Origin of the sequence: Streptomyces plumbidurans (assembly GCF_019857225.1) — a bacterium.
In the GTDB taxonomy this organism is placed as follows: domain Bacteria; phylum Actinomycetota; class Actinomycetes; order Streptomycetales; family Streptomycetaceae; genus Streptomyces; species Streptomyces plumbidurans.
Genome location: NZ_JAFJSY010000080.1, coordinates 14,834 through 36,318, shown reverse-complemented (window position 1 = coordinate 36,318; position 21,485 = coordinate 14,834). Strand labels below are relative to the sequence as shown.

Sequence of the window (21,485 nt, the reverse complement as noted above, 5' to 3'; positions counted from 1 at the left end):
GGAGGACCGGAGGAGGGGCGTCGTGAATGCCGGACGACGCATACGGCTGAGGGGGTGACCACCCGGCGGGTGGTCACCCCCTCGCTCGTCTACGGGAGCTAGTGGCCCTGCTCGTCGCGGCGGCGCTGCCAGCGCTGCTCGATCCGGTCCATCATGGAGCGCTTCTGCCGTCCCTGACGGCGCGCCTGCGGGGCGCCCGTCGCGGGCTGTTCGCCCGGCTTGGGGGCCTTGCGCCAGCCGGTGACGGCCAGCACGGCGCATCCCAGCATGACCAGGAAGCCCACCACGCTGAGCCACACCTGCTTGGCGACCATTCCAGCCATGAGGAGCGCGATACCCACGAGGAAGCCCGCGACCGCCTGGTAGACCCGCCGTCGGGTGTACGTACGCAGCCCGCTTCCCTCAAGCGCCGACGCGAACTTGGGATCTTCGGCGTACAGCGCTCGCTCCATCTGCTCGAGCATGCGCTGCTCGTGCTCCGAGAGCGGCACGGAGTCCTCCTCATCGTGCAGTCGCCGGGGCGACCCGGGGGGTCCCTTCAGGATAGGCAGGGAATCGCCCCCGTGAAACCCGCCCCTCTGCGCCAATTGACCAACCGGAATCCGCCATGTACGTCCCGGCTCGCTGAATCCTGCATTCCCCAACGGCCGACCCGTCATGCCGGGCGGTCTCCCTCGATCATACGGCGACGAGCGCCCGATCGGGGGGCCTGTGGCGTACTCCATGTGCGCTCCAGTCCCTGATCAGCGGCGCGCCGCACGAGGTGCGTCAGGCCCCGAAGGCCCCCTGGGTCTCGCCGAGCACATGGAGCTGGGTGGCCACGGAGTGGAAGGCGGGGTTCTCGGCCGCCGCCTCCTCCAGCTTCAGCAGCGCCTCCAGGGCGCCGGGTTCGGTGTCCACCAGGACGCCGGGGACGAGGTCGGCGAAGACCCGCACGCCGTGCACCGCGCCGACCCTGAGGCCCGCGCCCTCGACCAGGGCGGTGAGCTGCTCGGCGGTGAAGCGGCGCGGCACGGGGTCGCCTTCGCCCCAGCGGCCGTTCGGGTCGTCGAGGGCCTGCCTGGCCTCCTTGAAGTGGCCGGCCAGGGCGCGCGCGAGCACGGCGCCCCCGAGGCCCGCAGCGAGCAGGCTGAGGACACCCTCGGAGCGCAGGGCGGCGACCGCGTTGCGCAGGCCCTCCGCCGGGTCGTCGACGTACTCCAGGACGCCGTGGCACAGCACCACGTCGTGGCCACCGCGCTCGACCACGTCGAAGAGGCCGTGGGCGTCGCCCTGGACGCCCCTGACGCGGTCGGCGACGCCGGCCTCGGCGGCACGGCGCTCCAGCGCGAAGAGCGCGTTGGGGCTGGGGTCGACGACGGTGACCCGGTGGCCGAGGCGGGCGACGGGCACGGCGAAGTGGCCGCTGCCGCCTCCGGTGTCGAGGACGTCGAGCGACTCACGTCCCGTGGCCTTGACCCGGCGCTCCAGGGCGTCCTGGAGGACCTCCCAGACCACGGCGGTACGGAGAGAGGCTCGGGGACGAGGGGGGTCGGCGCGCAGCGACGTCGTTCGAGGGTGGTGGTGGGAGACGGGTGGGCGCATCGGGTCCGACACGGCAGATGACTCCTCGGCGCGGCACCGCCCCTTGCACGGCGGAGCGAACGGGCTGCTTCCCCGGCCCGGGCCCGGGCACGGGCACGGGCACGGGAGGGAAGGCTTCAGGCGGCTTCCACCCTATTGCCTTCGGCGGTCCGCCCGGTCACGGCGGTGGCCTGCCCCGCCGAACGTCTCGTACGGCGGACTCCCTCATCCCGTGTCCGGTAAGTCGCGGTCGCTGTGCGCGTCCGGGTGCGGGTGGTCGGCGTCCTGGCGCGGCTGCGGGAGGACGGGCTGCAGGACGAGCATCCGCTCGACCAGACGCAGGAACATCGCCACGTCCCGTATCAGGTCGTCGGCGTCGCGGCGGGTGGCCGCGCCCTGTATGCCCGCCTCCGCGCGGGCGCGCCGCCGGGCGCCGGAGGCGAACAGCACGCTCCACTCGGTCAGTTCGGGCGCGATCTCGGGGAGCACTTCCCAGGCGCTCCGGATGCGGGCACGGCGTCGGGACGACGGCTCCGGGCGTCCCCGGGCGGCGAGCACCGCCGCGGCCGTGCGCAGGGCGGCGAGGTGGGCCGTCGCGTAGCGCTCGTTGGGGGTTTCGAGGACGGCTGCCTCGTCCAGTCCAGCGCGGGCCTGGGCGAGCAGGTCGAGGGCGGCGGGCGGGGCCGTGGTCCGGCGCAGCACGGGGTGGACGTCGCTCGCCGGGCCGGTCAGTGAGGGGGCAGGGCCGGTGGCGCGGCGCCGGCGGGCGGCTGCTGCGTGGTAGGTGGCCATGACGAACCTCCTGTCGTCTGCGTGACGGCCCTGTGGCCGTATGTGTCCATCGTGCGGTATGCCACTGACAATCCGTTCTGACCTGGTGTTTTGCTTCGATCGAAGGTTCGGGATAGTTTTTGCACTGACCAGTCAGTTCAAATTTTGGGGATGCAGGGGTGGGGAGAACCGTGTCCGGTGTGGGTGTCACCGCCCGAGGGCTGGGCCTGAAGGGCCCGCGCGGCTGGGCCTTCCGCGACGTCGCGTTCGACGCGGAGCCCGGCTCGCTGATCGCGATCGAGGGCCCGTCCGGGTCCGGCCGCACCTGTCTGCTGCTCGCGCTCACGGGCCGGATGAAGGCCACCGAGGGAGCGGCCGAGGTCGGCGGCCGGAAGCTGCCCCAGCAGATGGCGGCCGTACGCCGGGTCTGCGCGCTCGCGCACGTCGCCGGGGTCATCGAGCTCGAACCGGCCCTGACCGTGGCCGAGCATCTGCACGAGCGGGCGCTGCTGCAGCGCAGGTTCGGCGACTCGCTGCGCGCGCTGCTGCGGCCGCGCGCCGAGCGCCGGGCCGAGGCGAGGCTGCGCATCGACACCGCGCTGGCCGCTGCGGGCCTGGACCGGGAGGCGCTGCCCAAGGGCTCCCGTACGGCCGTACGGGACCTGGAGCGGATGGAGGCGCTGCGGCTGTCCATCGCGCTCGCCCTGCTGGGCCGCCCCCGGCTGCTCGGCGTCGACGACACCGACCTCAAGCTCTCGGACGCCGAACGGGGCGAGGTCTGGGCGCTGCTGAGGTCGGTCGCCGAGTCCGGGACGACGGTCGTGGCGGTGTGCAGCGCGGCTCCCGGCGACGCCGTCGTCGTGTCCACCAAGGAGGCTCCCGAGACGAAGGAGAAGGCGGATGCGCTCGCCGAGACTCGCCGCGCTTGAGCTCAGGCGCTTCGGCAGGGGCAGGCTGCCCCGGGCCGCCCTGGTGGCCCTCCTGGTGCTGCCGCTGCTGTACGGCGCGCTGTACCTGTGGTCGTTCTGGGATCCGTACGGCCGGCTGGACCGCATCCCCGTGGCGCTCGTCAACGACGACCGGGGGGCGACGGCCGACGGCAAGAAGCTCGCGGCGGGCGACGACCTCACCAAGGGGCTGCTCGACAGCGACGTCTTCGACTGGCAGGAGGTGAGCGCCGACCAGGCACGCACGGGCGTGGAGAACGGCACGTACTACCTGTCGCTGACCATGCCGGCCGACTTCAGCCGACGGATCGCGTCCAGCGCCGGCGACTCCCCGGAAACGGGCGCCCTCCAGGTGCGGACGAACGACGCCAACAACTACATCGTCGGGCAGATCTCGCGGACGGTGTTCAGCGAGGTGCGCCAGGCCGCCTCCACCAAGGCCTCGCGGTCCTTCCTGGACAGGATCTTCATCTCGTTCTCCGACATCCACGGCCAGACCGTGAAGGCCGCCGACGGGGCGGACAGGCTCAACGGCGGGATCGGGAAGGCGGAGAAGGGCTCCAAGGACCTCGCCGACGGCCTCAAGGACGCCAAGAGCGGAAGCGGAAAACTCTCCAAGGGCCTGAAGAAGCTCAACACCGGCGCGGGCGCCCTGGAGGACGGCTCCAAGCAGGTCGCGGCGGGCACGCAGACGCTCGCGGACAAGGTCAACGCCGTCGACAAGAAGGCGGGCCCCTTCCTCAAGGACAACGAGAAGACCATCGGGGACACCGCACAGCTGGTCGCGGACTCCTCCAAGGCGATCCGCCACAACCTCGGCACCCTGGTCAAGACCGCCCCGGTCGCCGCCAAGGGCGCCCACGCCGCCTCCGACACGCTGAACGACGTCTACCGGGTGCGCTGCGAGAACCCCGTGCTGCCCGACGCGGCCTGCTCCGACCTGAAGAAGGCCAAGGAGGCCGCCGCGGACGTGGCGACGGTCGCCGACGACCTCAACACGCTGATCGGCGACCAGAACGGCGACCTGAAGAAGCTCGACACCAACCTGGCCACCCTCCAGGAGCAGGCCCAGGCGCTCGCCGACCGCGCACCGCACCTGTCCGAGGACCTCACCGACGCCGTCACGAAGATCAACAAGCTGAACGACGGCGCGGGCAAGGTCGCCGCGGGCGCCAAGAAGCTGCACAAGGGGCTCGGCACGGCCTCCGGCGGCGCGGCCGACCTGGACGAGGGCGTCGGCAAGCTGAAGACCGGCGCCGACACCCTCAACGGCGGCATGTTCAAGCTCGTGGACGGCTCCGGGAAGCTCGCGGGCGGGCTGCACGACGGCGCCGGGAAGATCCCGGACTACGACAAGCAGGACCGCGACCACCGCACCGGGGTCATGGCCGACCCGGTCCACCTCGTCTCCAAGGACCTGCACAGGGCGCCCAACTACGGCACCGGTTTCGCCCCGTACTTCATCCCGCTGTCCCTGTGGGTTGGCGCCATGGTGGCGTACATGCTGATCCCGCCGATGAACCGGCGCGCGCTCGCCACGGGCGCCCCGGCGTGGCGGATCGCCCTCGCGGGCTGGCTCCCGGTGGTCGCGATCGGTGTGCTGCAGACGGTGTCCCTGATGGCGGTGCTGCACTGGGCGATCGGCCTGCAGATGGTCCGGGCGGCCGGCACGATCGGCTTCCTGTTCCTGGTGACGGCGTGTTTCGGGGCGATCGTGCAGTGGCTGAACGCACGCTTCGGAGCGGCGGGCCGCATCCTCGTCCTCGCCCTGCTGATGCTGCAGTTGACGTCCGCGGGCGGCACCTACCCCGTCCAGACGAGTCCGGGCTTCTTCAACGCGCTGCACCCCTTCCTGCCGATGAGCTACGTCGTGGACGCCCTCCGGAGGCTCATCACGGGCGGCGGTCTCGGACCGGTGTGGCACGCGTGCGTGGTGCTCACCGCGTTCACCGCGGGCGCGCTCGCGCTCACCGCGCTCTCCGCCCGCCGCCGCCAGGTGTGGACGCTGGACCGGCTGCACCCGGAGCTGAGCCTGTGAGCGCCGCGGTGACATCCCGGGGCACGGCTCCTGTGACAATCAGGGCCATGGAAAGCAGCAGCACCGCTCCCGGCGGCAGCACGCGCCGCGAGGCCACCCGGCAGAAGCTCTACGAGGCGGCCGTCACCCTCATCGCCGAACAGGGCTTCTCCGCCACCACGGTGGACGAGATCGCCGAGCGCGCCGGGGTCGCGAAGGGCACGGTCTACTACAACTTCGCGAGCAAGTCCGTCCTCTTCGAGGAGCTGCTGCGGCACGGCGTCGGACTCCTCGCCGCCTCCCTGCGGGAGGCGGCCGAGAAGACGGCCAGGGACGGCGGCAGCAAGGTGGACGCGCTGGACGCGATGGTCCGGGCCGGTCTCGTCTTCATCGACCGCTATCCGGCCTTCACCCAGCTGTACGTGGCCGAGATGTGGCGCACCAACCGGGCCTGGCAGTCCACGCTGATGGTGGTCAGGCAGCAGGCGGTCGCGGTCGTGGAGGACGTGCTGCGCGAGGGCGTCGAGGGCGGCGAGTTCAGCGACGAGATCGACGTGCCGCTGACCGCCTCGGCGCTGGTCGGCATGGTCCTGGTGGCCGCCCTGGACTGGCAGTCGTTCCAGCCGGAGCGCTCCCTGGACGACGTGCACGCGGCGCTGTCCCGGCTGCTGCAGGGGCGGGTGAGCGGTCCGGGCCGCGGCTGAGCCCGTGCGACGCCGTGCACGCGCGCGTCCGCTGATCCCGCACGATCACGAAAGCGCCGGTCCGTTGTGGCCGCGTCCCCCGCGGGCCACCTCGAACCGGCGCCTTCTCGTGCTCCCCCGTTTTCACTTTCCCCCTGTTGGGCCCCCGTTGCGGTCGTTCCCCCGGGTTCCCCCGTGTCTCGCTCCCGCCGACCGCAGCCGGCGGAAGGAGCGGATCGAGGGCGGCTCCGTTCCGGCGCCCCGTGTCGCCGGTTCCGGAGCCGAGCCCCTTCTCCGTGCCTCCACTGTCTCGTTGACGCAGGTCCTGCCCCATCCGCGTGCGTACTCATCTCACTCACTAGGTACGCGTACTCAGCACTGCGCACTCACCCCCAGGACGCCCCGTCGCCGGCTGGTGACGAATGCGCCCGCGTGCGTACTCCCCCGCTGCGGGCCGCCCGTGCCGTGACTGTCAGTGGCGGTCGATAAAGTCGCAGGCATGGGACGGATTGCGGTGATCGGCGCCGGGATGGGCGCGATGGCGGCCGCCGCCCGGCTGGCCGTCGCGGGCCACCGGGTGGCGGTCTACGAGCGGGCGGAGACGTACGGCGGTGCGGTGCGCCGGTTCGAGCGGGACGGCTTCGCCTTCGACACCGGTCCCGGGCTGCTCACGCTGCCCGCCGTATGGCGCGATCTGTTCATCAAGACCGGCAAGGAGCCGCTGGAGGACTGTGCCGAGCTGGTCCAGGTCGACCCCTCCACGCGGCATCTCTTCGCGGACGGCACCGAGGCCGCGGTGCCCAACGCCTCCCGCGCGGGTGTCGTCGCCGCCCTGGACAAAGCCCTCGGAGGCGGCGCCGGCGGACGTTGGGGCGATTTCCTGGTGCGGGCCCGCGAGGCCTGGGACCGCACCCGCCGCCCGCTGCTGGAAGAACCCCTGTGGCCCGACTGGCCGGTGCTGGCGGAGCGCGAGCCGTATCCGGCGGTCCCCCACAAGCGCCTGCTGCGCACCCGGCGCGCCGCCACGCTCGCCGAGATCGGCGCCTGGGAGCTGCGCGACGCCCGGCTCACGGCCCTGCTGGAGAGTCACGCCCTCGCCCACGGCCTGGACCCGCGCGTCACCCCGGCGAGCGCGGCCGTGCTGCCGTACATGGAGCATGCCTTCGGCACCTGGTATGTCCGCGGCGGGATGCGGGAGTTGGCGCGCGCGGTGTACGAGCGGTGCCTGGCCCGCAGGGTCGAGTTCCACTTCGGCACCGAGGTGACCGGGGTGCTGGAGAAAGACGGCCGGGCCGTCGGGGTCGAGTTGGCCGAGGGCACCTCCCGGGCTACCAGCACTGACGGCGGGTTGGTGGCGGAGGCGGACCAGGTGATCGCCGGTGTGCGTCCCGCGCGGCTGCGGGAGCTGACACGGCACCGGCTGGACGACGACGGTGACGTACGGCCGGACACCGGCGCGCGCCCGCGCCGGTTCACCGTGCTGCTGGCGCTGCGCGGCCCGCGAGAGGCCGGTGCGGTGCACCGCACGATCGTCCACGCGCCCGACCGCACGGCCGAGTTGGACTCCCTCACGTCATCCTCCCCCGCGCCCGTCCGGCCCACGGTGACCGTGCTGCGCCCCGACGACCCGGCGCTGCGCCCGGACGGGGAGCACGAGTCGGTGGTGCTGTCCGCGGTGGTCGCCCCGGATGCGGGACGCGACCTGCCCGAGCGGCGCGAGGCCCTCGCCGAGGAACTCGTCACCGCCGCGGAGGCCGTCATACCAGGGCTGCGGGAGCGGATCCTGTGGCGCGAGACGGAGGACGCGGGGTCCGGCGAGGTGTCCGCGCCGTCGCTGGCCGCGGGGGACGGGCGCTTCCTGCACCCGGCCAACACCACCCGCCTGCCGGGGCTGTACCGGGCCGGCGGCTGGTCGCACCCCGGCGGCGGCCTCCCGCACGCGGGCATGTCCGGCGCGCTGGTGGCCGGACTCATCGTGGAGGGACCGGAGTTCAGAGGCTCCCGGTGAGCTTCGCTCAGAAGCGGTACTGCTCGTCGAACCCGTTGCCCTGCGGCTGGCCCTGGCCGTTGTCCTGGTAGGGATACGGCTGCTCCGGCGGGAGTTCGCCGCCGTAGGTCTCGTCGGTGCGCTGCTGCGGGACCCACACCCCGCCCGCCGGGGTCTGGCCGTAGCCGCCGGTGGCGTACTGGTCCTGGCCGTAGCCCTGCTGGCCGTACTGCCCGTAGCCGGTGTCGTAGCCGCCGCCGTAGGTCTGCGTGCCGATGTACGGGTCGGAGTAGGCGGCGTACTGCTGCTGACCGGTGGTGTCGTAGCCGTACTGCTGCTGGTCGTAGCCCGAGTAGTCGTAGCCGTAGGTCTGGTCGGCGCCCTGGGCGGCCGTCGCGTACTGGTCCTGGCCGGTGGCGCCCGCGTAGGACGGGTCGGCGGCGCCCGCGTAGGCGGGGTCGTTGTACACGCCGTACGAGCCGGTGTCGTCGGGCAGGGGCTGCGGCTCGTACACCGCCGTGCTGTCCATGGCCATGGGCTGCTCGGCACGGGCCGGGGTGAAGACGTCGTCGCGGTCGAAGTCGTCCTCGCCGTTGAAGGCCGGGTTCTCCTGCGGGTAGGCGGCCTGCTCGCCGTAGCCGCCGTCACCCGGTTCGAGGTCGGAGACCTCGAGCGTCGGGTCCCGGTGGTCCGCCTTGCCGCGGCGCCGCTTGGTGGGCTCGCCGGCCTCGGGGCGCTTGACGGCCCAGCCCGCGGAGAAGCCGCGGCGGAAGGAGAGCGTGACGTAGGTCTGGCCGACCGCGAACGCGGCAGCACCCAGACCGATGACGAACACCGAGGGGATCAGCACCCCGATCACGACGCCGAGGAAGCCGGCGAACGCCAGCAGCCGCCAGCGCAGCCGTGCCTTGTACTGCAGCAGCACCTCGCCGAGCAGCCACAGCGCGACGATGCCGAACGCGATGTAGAGGACCGTCCAGCCCATGTACGCCCCTCTCCCAGTCGCCGCTACGCAGTGTGTCGTATACCCGTGCGGCCGGTCTAGGCCTGCGGGGGGTGGTGCAGGCCCAGGTTCTCGTGGATTTCCAGCGTGGCCGTGGAGTTGTTGAGCGTGATGAAGTGCAGTCCGGGCACTCCCTCGGCCAGCAGCCGTGCGCAGAACTCCGTGGCGAATTCAATGCCAATGGAGCGTACAGCGGTCGGATCGTCTTTTGCTGTGAGGATCCGCTCTTTCAGGACGGACGGGATGTGCGCGTTGCTCAGCTGCGGCAGCCGTTCCAGCATCCTGACGCTGGTCACCGGCATCACCTCGGGGATGACGGGGGTCTCGCAGCCGGCCGCGGAGACCCGGTCGCGCAGCCTGAGATAGGACTCCGGCTGGAAGAACATCTGCGTGATGGCGTAGTCGGCCCCCGCGCGGCATTTGTCCACGAAGTGGGCGACGTCGGTGTCCCAGTCGGCGGAGCGCGGGTGCATCTCCGGGAAGGCCGCGACGCCCACGCAGAAGTCGCCCGACTCCTTGATGAGCCGGACGAGCTCGGCGGCGTAGGCGAGGCCTTTGGGGTGCTGAACCCACTCCGCCATGGGGTCGCCGGGCGGGTCGCCGCGCACGGCGAGCATGTTGCGGATCCCGGCGTCGGCGTACTGGCCGATGATGTTGCGCAGTTCGGCGACGGAGTGGTTGACGGCGGTGAGGTGGGCCACCGGGGTGAGCGTGGTGTCGGCGACGATCTGCTCCGTCTCCCTGACCGTGCCCGCGCGTGTCGAACCCCCTGCGCCGTAGGTCACGGAGACGAAGTCGGGAGCCACCGCCTCGACCCTGCGCAGCGCGCTCCACAGGTTCCGCTCGCCCTTGGGGGTCTTCGGCGCGGAGAACTCGAAGGAGTACGTCCTCTTGCCCGTGGCGAGCATGTCGCGCACCGTTCGTGCGCGATCAGTCCTTGTGGATGCGGTTCCGAGGGCCATACTCGCAGGTTAACCAGGGGCCGTCGGTCCCCCAACCGAACGCGGGATTTTTACCCGAATTGTCGATTTGCTGTCCACGCCTCGGACAGCGGGCGCTTCTACGCCTGCCGCAGGCGCTTGGCGAACTCCGCCGCCGCCGCGCCCGGGTCGTCCGCCTCGGTGATGGCGCGGACGACCACGACCCGGCGGGCGCCGGCCGCGAGCACCTCGTCGAGGTTTTCGAGGTCGATGCCGCCGATGGCGAACCAAGGGCGGTCGGTGCGGAGGGAGGCGGTGTGCCGGACCAGGTCGAGGCCGGGGGCGTGGCGGCCGGGCTTGGTGGGGGTCGGCCAGCAGGGCCCGGTGCAGAAGTAGTCGGCGCCCTCCTGGACGGCGGCCGTCTCCGCCTCGGTGTCCGCGTGCGTGGAGCGGCCTATGAGGACGTCGTCGCCGAGGATCGCCCGGGCCGCGGGGACCGGGAGGTCGCCCTGGCCGAGGTGGAGCACATCGGCACCGGCGGCGTGCGCGACGTCCGCGCGGTCGTTGACCGCCAGCAGTCTGCCGTGGCGGGCGCAGGCGTCGGCGAAGACCTTCAGGTGCTCCAGTTCCTCGGCCGCCTCCATGCCCTTGTCGCGCAGTTGCACGATGTCGACGCCGCCGGCCAGGACGGCGTCCAGGAACTCCGGCAGGTCGCCCTGGCGTCTGCGGGCGTCCGTGCACAGGTAGACGCGGGCGTCGGCGAGGCGGGCGCGCGCGGTGGCGGCCGTGGTGTCGGGCATGGGTGTGTCCCCCGTGGTCGGTGGCGTACGGGCCGTGGGCCCGCCGAAAGCGTCGGTGCCGCGGGCCGCAGTGAAGTACGGCCGCGGCCCTCGCGGGCCCCGGCCCGTACGCCGGACGGTGTCGGATCAGCGGGTTCGGCTCAGACGGCGAGCGCCTGGGCCCGGCGCTTCACCTCCGTGCCTCGATTCTCACTCAGGGCCTGCGCGGGGGTCCCGGGCAGGCTGTCGTCCGGGGTGAAGAGCCATTCGAGCATCTCTTCGTCCGTGAAGCCGTCGTCCCGCAGGAGCGTCAGGGTGCCGCTGAGGCCCTTGACGACCTTGTCCCCGTCGATGAAGGCGGCGGGGACGTGCAGTGCGCGGTTCTCACCGCGGCGTACGGCGATGAGCTGGCCGTCCTTGACCAGCTGCCGCACTCGCGTCACCTCGACATCGAGCATCTCTGCGATGTCGGGGAGGGTGAGCCAGGCGGGGACGAGAGCATCGGTCTTTGCGTCAATCTCGGTCACGGCATCAAGCCTGCCATCCCGCACTGACAGTCGGAAGCCGGACGTGCCCGACCTGCGGCTTTCTCACTGCGCCGTGGCGGCCTTCAGCGGCCTCGCCGGGTCCGCGAGCAGGGCCGGGTCCATCGGCGTGCCGGACTCGATCAGCCGTCTGCCCTGCGCCAGGTCCCGCGGCCGGCCGACCGCGAGCAGCGCGGCCATGCGGCCCTCGCGCAGCCAGCACACGGACCAGGCGGGCCCCGAGGGGTCACCGCGCCACAGGGCCGTGTCGGCGCCGGTGTGGTGACCGGCGTACTGGACGAAACGGCCGAACTGCTCGGACCAGAAGTACGGGACCGGGTCGTAGACGGCGGACGGCGCGCCGAAGGCCCCGCCGATGATGTTCTCGGCCACCGTGCGCGGCCCCTGCAGGGCGTTGTCCCAGTGGTGGATCAGCAGGCGCTCGCCGTACCGACCCGAGGGGAACGAGGCGCAGTCGCCGACGGCGTACACGTCCGGCACCGAGGTGCGCAGGTGGGCGTCGGCGACGACCTCCCGGTGCGCCCCGAGCTCGATGCCGGAGCCGGTCAGCCAGGCCGTGGCGGGACGTGCGCCGATGCCGACCACGACCGCGCCCGCGGGCAGCCGCGAGCCGTCGGCGAGGACGACCTCGCCGGCCTCGACGCGCTGCACGCGCGCGTGGGTGCGCAGTTCGACGCCTGCGTCGGCGTACCAGGCGGCCATCGGCGCGGCCACGTCGGCGGGCAGCGCACCGGTGAGCGGCCGGTCGGCCGCCTCGACGACCGTCACCGCGCAGCCCGCCTCGCGCGCGGCGGTGGCGAACTCGGCGCCGATCCAGCCCGCGCCGACGACCACGACGTCGTGCTGGCGGGCGAGCACGGGCCGCAGCCGCTCGGCGTCGTCCAGGGTGCGCAGCAGATGCACCCCGGGCACGCCCTCGGCGCCCGGCAGGCGGATCGGTTCGGCACCTGTGGCGAGGACCAGGACGTCGTACGGGACGGGTCCCGCCTCGGTGTCCAGTTCGTGCTCGCCGGGGCGCACGCCCAACACCTCGCGGCCCAGCCGCAGTTCGACGGCGAGCGCCTCGAAGTCGACGTCGAAGGCGGAGCCCTCGGACTTGCCGAGCAGGACCGCCTTGGACAGCGGGGGCCGGTCGTAGGGCTGGTGGGGCTCGGCGCCGATCAGCGTGACGCTGCCTTTGAAGCCCCTCTCCCGCAGGGCGACCGCGGTCTGCACGCCGGCCATTCCCGCGCCCACCACGACCACGCGCCGCAGTGGCGACCCGCCCGTTTCCCGCGTCTGCTCGCTCACCTGATCACCATAGACAACTGACAAATTGTCAGTCAGCCGTCGTGCCGAGTGACCTGCTCCACAGCGCTGGTTCCGCAGCGCTGTGGGTCGGGCTAGGGTGGCCGACGTACACGCACTCGCGGGAGCCCGGACGCACCGGGCTGAGAGGGAGGCTGGCGGCCTCCGACCGTACGAACCTGATCCGGGTCATGCCGGCGAAGGGAGGGGCTGGACGCCCATGTCGTCACGTACCTCAGACGTCCTCGTCATCGGGGGCGGGATCATCGGCCTGGTCACGGCCTGGCGCGCCGCGCAGCGCGGGCTGACCACGGCCGTGGTGGACCCCGAGCCGGGCGGTGGGGCCGCGCAGGTGGCCGCGGGCATGCTCGCCGCGGTCACCGAGCTGCACTACGGCGAGCAGACCCTGCTCGGCCTGAACCTCGCCTCGGCCCGCCGCTATCCGGACTTCGCGGCCGAGCTGACCGAGGTCTCCGGCGAGGATCTCGGCTACCGCCGGTGCGGCACGCTGGCCGTCGCGCTGGACGCCGACGACCGCGCCCATCTGCGCGAACTGCACGCCCTGCAGCGGCAGTCGGGGCTGGATTCGCAGTGGCTGTCGGGCCGCGACTGCCGGCGTCTGGAGCCGATGCTCGCGCCGGGCGTGCGCGGCGGTCTGCGGGTCGACGGCGACCACCAGATCGACCCGCGACGGCTGGCACGCGCGCTGGTGCTCGCGTGCGAACGGGCGGGCGTCATCTTCCACCGCGCGTGGGCCGAGCTCTTCCGTGTCGCAGGGGAGCGGGCCGCCGGGGTCACCACGACGGACGGCACCGAGCTGGACGCGGGCCAGGTGGTGCTGGCCGCCGGCAGCCTCAGCGGACGGCTCCCGGGCGTCCCGGACGACGTGCTGCCGCCGGTGCGGCCGGTCAAGGGGCAGGTGCTGCGGCTGACGGTGCCGCGGCGGTTCGCGCCCTTCCTCAGCCGTACCGTGCGCGCCGTGGTGCGCGGCAGCCAGGTCTATCTGGTGCCGCGCGAGAACGGCGAGCTGGTGATCGGCGCGACCACCGAGGAGCTCGGCTGGGACACCACGGTCACCGCGGGCGGGGTGTACGAGCTGCTGCGCGACGCGCACGAGCTGGTCCCCGGCCTCACCGAGCTGCCGCTGACGGAGACGCGGGCGGGGCTGCGCCCCGGCTCCCCCGACAACGCTCCCCTGCTCGGCCCGACCGAGCTGCCGGGGCTGCTGCTGGCCACCGGGCACTACCGCAACGGCGTGCTGCTCACACCGGTCACCGGCGACGCCATGGCGCACGTCCTGGCCACCGGCGAACTCCCGGACGAGGCCCGTCCGTTCACCCCGGCCCGCTTCGCGCGCGTGGAGCAGCCCGTATGAACATCACCGTCAACGGGGAGCCCCGCCGGTTCGCCGACGGCACGGCTCTCGACACCGTCGTCAAGACGCTGACCCCGGCCCCCTCCGGGGTCGCCGCCGCCCTCAACGAAACCGTCGTCCCGCGCGCGCAGTGGCCGTCGACGCCCCTCTCCGAGGGGGATCGCGTCGAGGTCCTCACCGCCGTCCAAGGAGGCTGACCCATGGCCGACGACCCCTTTGTCCTCGGCGGTACGTCCTTCACGTCCCGTCTGATCATGGGCACCGGCGGGGCTCCCAGCCTCGACGTGCTGGAGCGGGCGCTGGTGGCGTCCGGCACGGAGCTGACGACGGTCGCGATGCGGCGCGTGGACCCCTCGGTGCACGGATCGGTCCTGTCCGTCCTGGAGAAGCTCGACATCCGGGTGCTGCCGAACACGGCCGGCTGCTTCACCGCCGGGGAGGCCGTGCTGACCGCCCGGCTCGCGCGCGAGGCCCTCGGCACCGACCTGGTCAAACTCGAGGTGATCGCAGACGAGCGCACCCTCCTGCCCGACCCGATCGAGCTGCTGGAGGCTGCCGAGACGCTGGTCGACGACGGCTTCACGGTGCTGCCGTACACCAACGACGACCCCGTGCTCGCCCGGAAGCTCCAGGACGTGGGCTGCGCGGCGATCATGCCGCTCGGCTCGCCCATCGGTTCCGGCCTCGGCATCCGCAACCCGCACAACTTCCAGCTGATCACCGAGCACGCGCGCGTACCGGTGATTCTGGACGCGGGCGCGGGCACGGCTTCGGACGCGGCGCTCGCGATGGAGCTGGGGTGCGCGGGTGTGATGCTCGCCTCGGCGGTGACCCGCGCGCAGGAGCCGCAGCTGATGGCCGAGGCCATGAGGCACGCGGTGGAGGCGGGCCGGCTCGCGCACCGGGCGGGCCGTATCCCGCGCCGCCATTTCGCCGAGGCGTCCTCGCCGCACGGGGGTCGCGCGCACCTCGACCCCGAGCGCCCCGCGTTCTAAAACGAGCGTTCGACAACGGTCGAGAGCGGGTGCGACGTCCGTCACAGGTCGGCTGCAGTCACGCCCCGATACGGCAGGAAAGGACGGCCCTGTCAGTCACGGCTCGTACACTCACCTGCGTGGATACGACCCTTCAGGACCCTCTGGTCGGGCAGGTGCTCGACGGGCGTTATCGCGTGGACGCGCGGATCGCGGTCGGCGGGATGGCCACGGTCTACCGGGCCCTGGACACCCGCCTCGACCGCGTGCTCGCGCTGAAGGTGATGCACCCGACGCTCGCCGCCGACGTCACCTTCGTCGAGCGGTTCATCCGGGAGGCGAAGTCCGTCGCCCGGCTGGCGCACCCGAACGTGGTGCAGGTCTTCGACCAGGGCGCCGACGGGTCGTACGTCTATCTCGCCATGGAGTACGTCGCCGGGTGCACCCTGCGCGACGTGCTGCGCGAGCGCGGGGCGCTGCAGCCGCGCGCCGCCCTGGACATCCTGGAGCCGGTCCTCGCCGCGCTGGGCGCCGCGCACCGCGCCGGGTTCGTGCACCGGGACATGAAGCCCGAGAACGTGCTGATCGGGGACGACGGCCGGGTCAAGGTCGCCGACTTCGGGCTGGTGCGGTCCGTGGACACGGTCACCAACACCACGGGCACCGTCCTCGGCACCGTCTCCTACCTCGCCCCGGAACAGATCGAGCACGGCATCGCCGACCCCCGGGTCGACGTGTACGCGTGCGGTGTCGTCCTGTACGAGATGCTGACCGGCGAGCGGCCGCACGGCGGTGACTCCCCGGCCACCGTCCTGTACAAGCACATCCACGAGGACGTCCCGCCGCCCTCGCGCGCCGTGCCGGGGCTGGCGTATCCGCTGGACGAGCTGGTCGCGGTGGCCACCGCCCGCAACCCCGGCCTGCGCCCGCAGGACGCGGTGGCGCTGCTGGCACACGCGCGTGACGTGCGCGCCGGGCTCGGCGTGGACCAGCTGGACGCGATGCCGCCGCAGGCGCTCGCCGCGGAGCACCGCAACATCTCCGAGGACCGTACGAGCGTCATCCCGCGCGCGCTGAACGTGCAGCGTCCGCTGCCGGTCAACGAGGACGAGAGCGGTCAGGACCTGCATCACACCAGCGTGCTGGAGACCCCGCCGCCGCTGCCGCCGCGCCGCCGCGGCACGGGGGTCCGGCGCGGCCCGCTCGCGCTCGTCGTCGCCGTCCTGCTGATCCTCGGGGTCGGCGCGGGCGTGTGGTACATCAACTCCGGTCAGTTCACCAAGGTCCCGCCGGTGCTGTCCAAGACCCAGACCGAGGCCCGCAAGCAGCTCGACGACGCCGGGCTGGACCTCGGGAAGGTCGAGCACGCCTACAGCGACACGGTGAAGCGGGGCACGGTGATCAGCTCGGACCCCGCACCGAACACCCGCGTCCGTGACAACGCCTCGGTGACGCTCACCATCTCCGACGGCCCGGAGACCGTGCGGGTGCCGGATCTGGAGGGCCGGACGCTGGCCGCGGCCAGGGCCCTGCTGAAGAAGGCCGCCCTGGAGCCCGGCATGGTCACCCGTGACTTCAGCGACGACGTCGACAAGGGTTCCGTGATCTCCACGGATCCGGAGGCGGGCACGAAGCGGCACGCGGGTTCGGCGATCGCGCTGCTCGTCAGCAAGGGCAGCCCGGTGGACGTCCCGGACGTCACCGGCGAGGACCCTCAGGACGCGCGGGCGGACCTGGAGGACGCGGGCCTGGCGGTGAAGATCGCTCCCGAGCGGGTCAACTCGCAGTTCGACAAGGGCCAGGTCGCCACGCAGTCACCCAAGGCCGACAGCCGGGCCGCCGAGGGGGACACGGTCACGCTGACCCTGTCCAAGGGCCCGCAGATGATCGAGGTCCCGGACGTCACCGGTGACAGCGTGGACGACGCCAAGCAGGCGCTTCAGGACGCCGGCTTCAAGGTCGACGAGGACCGCGGTCTGCTGGGCCTGTTCGGCGACACCGTCAAGGGCCAGTCCGTGAAGGGCGGGGACAAGGCGCCCAAGGGGTCGACCATCACCATCAAGATCCGGTGAGGGGGCGCGGCGCCCCGCGTGGCACCCTGACCCGGTGAAGAGTCAGCAGCTGCGCAACCCCGTCGGCAGCCATGTCCCCGTGGCCGGCGGTCTTCGCTCCGTCGGCCTGTCCTACGCCCATGACCTCGAGGCCGAGACGGTGCAGGTCTTCGTCGCCAACCCGCGCGGCTGGGCCACACCCGTGGGCAGTCCGCGGCAGGACGAGGAGTTCCGCGCGGTGTGCGAGGCCGAGTCGATCCCGGCGTACGTCCATGCCCCGTATCTGATCAACTTCGGCTCCCACACCGAGGCGACCGTCGAGCGGTCCGTCGACTCGATGCGGCACTCGCTGCGGCGCGGGCGGGAGATCGGGGCGCTCGGCGTGGTCGTGCACACCGGCAGCGCGACCGGCGGCCGGGACCGCTCCGTGGCCCTGAAGCAGGTGCGCGAGCATCTGCTGCCGCTGCTCGACGAGCTCACGCACGACGACGACCCGTTCCTGCTGCTGGAGTCGACGGCCGGACAGGGCGCCTCGCTCTGCTCGCGGACCTGGGACTTCGGGCCGTACTTCGAGGCGCTGGACGCCCATCCGAAGCTGGGGGTCTGCCTGGACACCTGCCACATCTTCGCGGCCGGGCACGATCTGACCGGGCCGAGCGGCATGCACCAAACGCTGGATCTGCTGGTGGACACGGTCGGCGAGGGCCGGCTGAAGCTGATCCACGCCAACGACTCCAAGGACGTCGTCGGCGCGCACAAGGACCGGCACGAGAACATCGGCTCCGGGCACATCGGCGAGGACCCGTTCCGGGCGCTGATGACCCACCCCGCGACCGAGGGCGTACCGCTCGTCATCGAGACGCCCGGTGGTAAGGAGGGACACGCGGCGGACGTGGCGCGGCTGAAGAGACTGCGCGACTCCACGCACCTTTCCCCGCACATTGAGGAATACCCCTAGGGGGTATACGGTTCCTGCTGGGTGGAGGAACCGTGACCTGACACAGGGGGCACTCATGGACCACGAGGCACACGCACACCATCAGCCGGCCGCCGCCACCTGGAGCACGGCCGCCCAGGCGACGCTGCACTGCCTCACGGGCTGTGCCGTCGGCGAGGTCCTTGGCATGGTGATCGGCACGGCTCTGGGCTGGGGCAACCTCGCGACCACGGTGCTCGCCGTCGTGCTCGCGTTCTTCTTCGGCTACTCGCTCACCCTGCGCGGAGTGCTGCGGGCCGGCGTCGACTTCCGTACGGCCCTGCGGGTCGCACTGGCCGCGGACACCGTGTCCATCGCCGTGATGGAGCTGATCGACAACGGCGTGATCGTGCTGTGGCCGGACGCGATGGACGCCCAGCTGGACGATCTGCTGTTCTGGGTCTCGCTCGCGATCTCGCTCGCGCTCGCCTTCGTCGTGACGACACCCGTCAACAAGTGGATGATCGGCCGCGGCAAGGGCCACGCCGTGGTGCACGCGTACCACCACTGACCGCTCGGACAGGGCGCCGGGATCAGAGCTCGGGGCCCTCCCCGGGCTCCTCCTGGTAGGAGTAGCGCTGCTCGCGCCACGGGTCGCCGACGTTGTGATAGCCGCGCTCCTCCCAGAAGCCGCGGCGGTCGGCGGTCATGTACTCCACGCCGCGCACCCACTTGGGGCCCTTCCAGGCGTACAGGTGGGGCACGACGAGACGCAGCGGGAAGCCGTGTTCCGCCGTCAGGAGCTCGCCGTCCTTGTGGGTGGCGAAGATGGTTCGTGCGGACGCGAAGTCGGCGAGACGCAGATTCGAACTGAATCCGTATTCGGCCCACACCATCACATGGGTGACCGCCGGAGCGGGCGGCGCGATCTCAAGGATCGTGCGGGCCGGAATGCCGCCCCACTCGGCACCGAGCATGCTGAATTTCGTCACGCAGTGCAGATCGGCCATGACCGTGGTGTACGGCAGCGCCGCGAACTCCTCGTGGGTCCAGCAGTGCTTCTCCTGGTCCGCGGTCGCGCCGAAGACCCTGAACTCCCAGCGCTCCGGGCGGAATTTGGGAACGGGTCCGTAATGCGTGACCGGCCAGCCGCGCTGCAGTCGCTGCCCCGGCGGAAGCTCGGGCTGTGCTGCTCTTCCCGAATCGCGTTCTCCCGATGCACGCTCCGCCGGCTGACCCATGTCTCCATCCTGACAGACCGGGAGCGATGCCCTTGACCGGCCCCCTCAAACACGGGCAATTACCACTGAGCCTGGACTTACTTACTAAGTGAAGACTTACTGGACGATCTTGACTCCCGGTGCAATCATGCGGCGCAACCTGCCAGTTCCCCCGGTCGGAAGGAGCCCGCGCGATGCAGGGCGACCCCGAGGTCATCGAATTCCTGAACGAGCAGCTCACCGCCGAGCTGACCGCGATCAACCAGTACTTCCTGCACGCGAAGATGCAGGAGAACTTCGGCTGGACGAAACTCGCGAAGTACACCCGCCACGAGTCCTTCGACGAGATGAAGCACGCGGAAGTGCTCACCGACCGCATCCTCTTCCTGGACGGGCTGCCGAACTACCAGCGGCTCTTCCATGTGCGGGTCGGGCAGACCGTCAAGGAGATGTTCGAGGCCGACCGCATGATCGAGGTCGAGGCCATCGACCGGCTGCGGCGGGGCATCAAGGTGATGCGCGAGAAGGGCGACATCACGTCCGCCAACATCTTCGAGTCCATCCTGGCGGACGAGGAGCATCACATCGACTATCTCGACACCCAGCTGGAACTGGTGGAGAAGCTCGGCGACGCGCTCTACATCGCGCAGCTCATCGAGCAGCCGGAGAGTTAGCCGGGAGCTAGGCGGCCTCGTCCAGCGCGCTCAGGGCCGGTGCACCCCGGTCGGCGAGCTCGCGGCGGGGGCACTCCCCTCGGCCCAAAATCGCCTGGATGCGGCGTACGCACGAACCGCAGTCCGTGCCCGCCTTGCAGGCCGAGGCCACCTGGCGGGGGGTGCAGGCACCGTCCTCCGCGTGCTTCTTGACCTGCTGCTCGGTGATGCCGAAGCAACTGCAGACGTACACGCGGTTCACCTCCCGACGGGATCGATCAGTCTTGCCGTCCCGATAATCGGTGAGGCTAACCTAACCTTAACCGGCGCCTCGGGGTCCGCGAAAGTGCACAGGGGCGCGGATCGCATGTGATCCGCGCCCCACTCATGTCCGTGCGACAGGCAAAGCCGTCACTGGTCCCGGTACATCTCCGCGACGAGGAACGCCAGGTCGAGCGACTGGCTGCGGTTCAGCCGCGGGTCGCAGGCCGTCTCGTAGCGCTGGTGCAGATCGTCGACGAAGATCTCGTCGCCGCCGCCCACGCACTCCGTGACGTCGTCGCCGGTGAGCTCGACATGGATGCCGCCCGGGTGGGTGCCGAGGCCCTTGTGGACCTCGAAGAAGCCCTTGACCTCGTCGAGCACGTCGTCGAAGCGGCGGGTCTTGTGGCCGGAGGCCGCCTCGAAGGTGTTGCCGTGCATCGGGTCGGTCACCCAGGCCACCGTGGCACCGGAGGCGGTGACCTTCTCGACCAGCTCGGGCAGCTTGTCGCGGATCTTGTCCGCGCCCATGCGGACGATGAAGGTCAGCCGGCCCGGCTCGCGCTCCGGGTCCAGGCGCTCGATGTACTGCAGCGCCTCCTCGGCCGTCGTGCTCGGGCCGAGCTTGACGCCGATCGGGTTGCGGATCTTCGAGGCGAACTCGATGTGCGCGCCGTCCAGCTGCCGGGTGCGCTCACCGATCCACACCATGTGCCCGGAGACGTCGTAGAGCTGTCCGGTGCGGGAGTCGACACGGGTCAGCGCCGACTCGTAGTCCAGCAGCAGCGCCTCGTGCGAGGAGTAGAACTCGACGGTCCTGAACTCCTCCGGGTCGGCCCCGCAGGCGCGCATGAAGTTCAGCGCCTGGTCGATCTCGCGGGCCAGCTGCTCGTAGCGCTGGCCGGAGGGGGACGACTTCACGAAGTCCTGGTTCCAGGCGTGCACCTGGCGCAGGTCGGCGTAGCCGCCGGTGGTGAAGGCCCGCACCAGGTTGAGCGTGGAGGCCGACGCGTTGTACATCCGCTTCAGGCGCTCGGGGTCCGGGACGCGGGCGGCCTCGTTGAAGTCGAAGCCGTTGACCGAGTCGCCGCGGTAGGTCGGCAGGGTCACGCCGTCGCGGGTCTCGGTGTTCTTGGACCGCGGCTTGGAGTACTGGCCGGCGATCCGCCCGACCTTCACGACCGGCACCGAGGCGGCGTACGTCAGCACGGCGCCCATCTGGAGCAGGGTCTTGAGCTTGTTGCGGATGTGGTCGGCGGACACCGCGTCGAATGCCTCGGCGCAGTCGCCGCCCTGGAGGAGGAACGCCTCTCCCTTGGCGACGGCCGCCAACCGGGCGCGCAGCTGGTCGCACTCGCCCGCGAAGACGAGCGGCGGATACGACTCGAGGTCCGCGATCACTGCGCGCAGAGCCTCGGTGTCGGGGTACTCGGGCTGCTGCGCCGCGGGCAGATTTCGCCAGGTGTTGCCAGCACTCGCGCTGGTCTTAGCGTTCACGGTCACGACCTCAACATTACGGGGTCGGGTCGGGCG

22 protein-coding genes and 1 riboswitch are annotated in these 21,485 nt (G+C 71.6%); of the genes, 11 read left to right on the top strand and 11 right to left on the bottom strand.

Annotation, left to right across the window (positions count from 1 at the left end; genetic code table 11):
* Positions 1-98: 98 nt before the first annotated feature.
* The 3 genes from JYK17_RS33610 to JYK17_RS33600 all read right to left on the bottom strand — a co-directional run bounded on the left by JYK17_RS33610 (position 99) and on the right by JYK17_RS33600 (position 2,355).
* The gene (locus tag JYK17_RS33610) at positions 99-491 is read right to left on the bottom strand and encodes an SCO2097 family morphological protein (RefSeq protein ID WP_016435839.1); all 393 of its coding nucleotides are present in this window, start codon (positions 489-491) and stop codon (positions 99-101) included.
* 277 nt (positions 492-768) lie between these two features.
* Entirely contained in the window at positions 769-1,596 is an 828-nt protein-coding gene (locus JYK17_RS33605; protein WP_128803299.1) for a methyltransferase, read from the bottom strand.
* A gap of 192 nt (positions 1,597-1,788) precedes the next feature.
* On the bottom strand, positions 1,789-2,355 hold the full coding sequence (locus tag JYK17_RS33600; protein ID WP_128803298.1) for an SAV_6107 family HEPN domain-containing protein: 567 nt from the start codon (positions 2,353-2,355) through the stop codon (positions 1,789-1,791).
* Between the two features lie 170 nt (positions 2,356-2,525).
* On the opposite strand from JYK17_RS33600, the gene JYK17_RS33595 reads away from it, so the two are divergent.
* The 4 genes from JYK17_RS33595 to JYK17_RS33580 all read left to right on the top strand — a co-directional run bounded on the left by JYK17_RS33595 (position 2,526) and on the right by JYK17_RS33580 (position 7,989).
* Positions 2,526-3,263 carry an ATP-binding cassette domain-containing protein gene (locus JYK17_RS33595; RefSeq protein ID WP_128803297.1) on the top strand — a complete coding sequence of 246 codons (738 nt, stop codon included), beginning with the start codon at positions 2,526-2,528 and terminating at the stop codon, positions 3,261-3,263.
* Positions 3,235-5,319 (top strand): YhgE/Pip domain-containing protein, encoded by a 2,085-nt coding sequence (locus JYK17_RS33590; protein ID WP_222811855.1) that lies wholly within the window; start codon positions 3,235-3,237, stop codon positions 5,317-5,319. Before JYK17_RS33595 ends, JYK17_RS33590 begins: the two co-directional genes overlap by 29 nt.
* Positions 5,320-5,366: 47 nt before the next feature.
* Positions 5,367-6,002: a TetR/AcrR family transcriptional regulator gene (locus JYK17_RS33585; RefSeq protein WP_108013372.1), complete on the top strand. Its 636-nt coding sequence runs from the start codon at positions 5,367-5,369 to the stop codon at positions 6,000-6,002.
* Positions 6,003-6,480: 478 nt separating this feature from the next.
* Positions 6,481-7,989 (top strand): phytoene desaturase family protein, encoded by a 1,509-nt coding sequence (locus JYK17_RS33580; RefSeq protein ID WP_222811854.1) that lies wholly within the window; start codon positions 6,481-6,483, stop codon positions 7,987-7,989.
* Positions 7,990-7,996: 7 nt separating this feature from the next.
* Here the strand turns inward: JYK17_RS33580 and JYK17_RS33575 are convergent, their stop codons facing one another.
* The 5 genes from JYK17_RS33575 to JYK17_RS33555 all read right to left on the bottom strand — a co-directional run bounded on the left by JYK17_RS33575 (position 7,997) and on the right by JYK17_RS33555 (position 12,505).
* Complete coding sequence (locus JYK17_RS33575) at positions 7,997-8,953, bottom strand: SCO2102 family sporulation regulator (protein WP_222811853.1); 957 nt, start codon at positions 8,951-8,953, stop codon at positions 7,997-7,999.
* A 56-nt stretch (positions 8,954-9,009) separates the two neighbouring features.
* A complete protein-coding gene (metF, locus tag JYK17_RS33570; RefSeq protein ID WP_108013369.1) occupies positions 9,010-9,933 on the bottom strand; it encodes a methylenetetrahydrofolate reductase [NAD(P)H] in 924 nt (307 codons plus the stop codon).
* A 98-nt stretch (positions 9,934-10,031) separates the two neighbouring features.
* Positions 10,032-10,691, bottom strand: a complete 660-nt coding sequence (gene thiE, locus JYK17_RS33565) for a thiamine phosphate synthase (RefSeq protein ID WP_128803295.1) — start codon at positions 10,689-10,691, stop codon at positions 10,032-10,034.
* A gap of 140 nt (positions 10,692-10,831) precedes the next feature.
* Positions 10,832-11,197: an Rv2175c family DNA-binding protein gene (locus JYK17_RS33560; RefSeq protein WP_108013367.1), complete on the bottom strand. Its 366-nt coding sequence runs from the start codon at positions 11,195-11,197 to the stop codon at positions 10,832-10,834.
* Positions 11,198-11,260: 63 nt separating this feature from the next.
* Positions 11,261-12,505, bottom strand: a complete 1,245-nt coding sequence (locus tag JYK17_RS33555) for an NAD(P)/FAD-dependent oxidoreductase (RefSeq protein ID WP_222811852.1) — start codon at positions 12,503-12,505, stop codon at positions 11,261-11,263.
* A gap of 108 nt (positions 12,506-12,613) precedes the next feature.
* A riboswitch (TPP riboswitch) is annotated at positions 12,614-12,725 on the top strand.
* Between JYK17_RS33555 and thiO the strand changes: the two genes are divergently transcribed.
* The 6 genes from thiO (at position 12,723) to JYK17_RS33525 (ending at position 18,389) form a co-directional block, all read left to right on the top strand.
* On the top strand, positions 12,723-13,877 hold the full coding sequence (thiO, locus tag JYK17_RS33550; RefSeq protein WP_108013711.1) for a glycine oxidase ThiO: 1,155 nt from the start codon (positions 12,723-12,725) through the stop codon (positions 13,875-13,877). (Overlaps the previous riboswitch by 3 nt.)
* Complete coding sequence (gene thiS, locus JYK17_RS33545; protein WP_108013365.1) at positions 13,874-14,074, top strand: sulfur carrier protein ThiS; 201 nt, start codon at positions 13,874-13,876, stop codon at positions 14,072-14,074. The genes thiO and thiS overlap by 4 nt, the downstream gene beginning before the upstream one ends.
* A 3-nt stretch (positions 14,075-14,077) precedes the next feature.
* Positions 14,078-14,872, top strand: coding sequence for a thiazole synthase (locus JYK17_RS33540; RefSeq protein WP_108013364.1), 795 nt, complete (start codon positions 14,078-14,080; stop codon positions 14,870-14,872).
* Between the two features lie 119 nt (positions 14,873-14,991).
* Entirely contained in the window at positions 14,992-16,923 is a 1,932-nt protein-coding gene (pknB, locus tag JYK17_RS33535; RefSeq protein ID WP_164932273.1) for a Stk1 family PASTA domain-containing Ser/Thr kinase, read from the top strand.
* A gap of 34 nt (positions 16,924-16,957) precedes the next feature.
* Positions 16,958-17,860, top strand: a complete 903-nt coding sequence (locus tag JYK17_RS33530; RefSeq protein ID WP_222811851.1) for a deoxyribonuclease IV — start codon at positions 16,958-16,960, stop codon at positions 17,858-17,860.
* Between the two features lie 55 nt (positions 17,861-17,915).
* Positions 17,916-18,389, top strand: coding sequence for a DUF4396 domain-containing protein (locus JYK17_RS33525; RefSeq protein WP_108013362.1), 474 nt, complete (start codon positions 17,916-17,918; stop codon positions 18,387-18,389).
* Between the two features lie 22 nt (positions 18,390-18,411).
* On the opposite strand, the gene JYK17_RS33520 is transcribed toward JYK17_RS33525, so the two are convergent.
* Positions 18,412-19,059, bottom strand: a complete 648-nt coding sequence (locus JYK17_RS33520) for a sulfite oxidase-like oxidoreductase (protein ID WP_222811850.1) — start codon at positions 19,057-19,059, stop codon at positions 18,412-18,414.
* 173 nt (positions 19,060-19,232) lie between these two features.
* Between JYK17_RS33520 and bfr the strand changes: the two genes are divergently transcribed.
* The gene (bfr, locus tag JYK17_RS33515; protein WP_108013360.1) at positions 19,233-19,712 is read left to right on the top strand and encodes a bacterioferritin; all 480 of its coding nucleotides are present in this window, start codon (positions 19,233-19,235) and stop codon (positions 19,710-19,712) included.
* A 7-nt stretch (positions 19,713-19,719) separates the two neighbouring features.
* Here the strand turns inward: bfr and JYK17_RS33510 are convergent, their stop codons facing one another.
* Positions 19,720-19,953, bottom strand: coding sequence for a (2Fe-2S)-binding protein (locus JYK17_RS33510; protein WP_222811849.1), 234 nt, complete (start codon positions 19,951-19,953; stop codon positions 19,720-19,722).
* A gap of 149 nt (positions 19,954-20,102) precedes the next feature.
* A complete protein-coding gene (locus JYK17_RS33505) occupies positions 20,103-21,455 on the bottom strand; it encodes a class II 3-deoxy-7-phosphoheptulonate synthase (protein ID WP_108013358.1) in 1,353 nt (450 codons plus the stop codon).
* Positions 21,456-21,485 lie beyond the last annotated feature (30 nt).